This window comes from Marinobacterium profundum (genome assembly GCF_001528745.1).
In the GTDB taxonomy this organism is placed as follows: Bacteria; Pseudomonadota; Gammaproteobacteria; order Pseudomonadales; family Balneatricaceae; genus Marinobacterium_A; species Marinobacterium_A profundum.
The window spans coordinates 1-894 of sequence record NZ_BCNS01000051.1 but is presented as its reverse complement, the minus strand read 5'-3'; the positions used below and the strand labels follow the sequence as shown (position 1 = coordinate 894).

Sequence of the window (894 nt, the reverse complement as noted above, 5' to 3'; positions counted from 1 at the left end):
GTGTCTTGTTGGTTTGCATAGCTGTTCCGGCGCTGGGGGTACATTCAGAGGAATCAGATAAAATGGTCCCCGAAGGGGCCTCCAAAGATACTGCTTGATTCATGCACCAACTGTCGTGCCAGCGCCACTTCCACCGAGTCTCCATCCTAGCAGGCTGTTGATCTTCTCCCCTGTGGAATGGGGCTTTGGTAGACTGCCAGCGGCGATAACACTTTGAAACGGCTCGAGTATGCGCGGCGAAGACATTATTCAGGAATCCCTTTTCACCACAGTTCATCTGGACGCCTTTGTTCCCAGTGATCATCCACTGAGGCCCATTCGACGGCTGATCGACCAGGCCATGGCGCGTCTCAATTGGTTGTTTGATGGCATTTATGCTGACGGCGGTCGGCAGTCGATTCCGCCGGAGCGCCTGATTCGCGCCCAGCTGCTGCAAGTGCTCTATTCCATTCGCAGCGAGCGCCAGCTGGTCGAGCAGATCAGCTACAATCTGCTGTACCGCTGGTTTGTCGGGCTCACCATCGACGATCCGGTGTGGCATCACTCGAGCTTCAGCACCAACAGGGACCGGCTGCTGGCACATGAGGTCGTCCCTCATCTGTTCGAGGAGGTCGTCAATCTCGCACGGGAGCGCAAGCTGCTCTCCGGCGATCACTTCAGTGTCGATGGCACCCTGATTCAGGCATGGGCGTCGCAGAAAAGCTTTCGCCGCAAGGATGGCAGCGACGACCCGGACCCGGACGGGCCCACCGGCCGCAATGCAGAGCGTAATTTCCGGGGTGAGAAACGCAGCAACGAGACCCACCAGTCCACCACGGATCCGGAGGCCTGTCCCTTCTACACCTCGACCACTGCCGACGACCCCTACCGGTGACACCCGAGCGGCGCCCCAGG

Annotated in this window: 1 pseudogene; it reads left to right on the top strand. The window is 59.1% G+C overall.

Annotated elements, in window-relative coordinates:
- Window positions 1-229 precede the first annotated feature (229 nt).
- A pseudogene (locus tag MPRO_RS02805) lies at window positions 230-847 on the top strand (IS5 family transposase); the annotation flags it as partial.
- Between the last annotated feature and the right edge of the window lie 47 nt (window positions 848-894).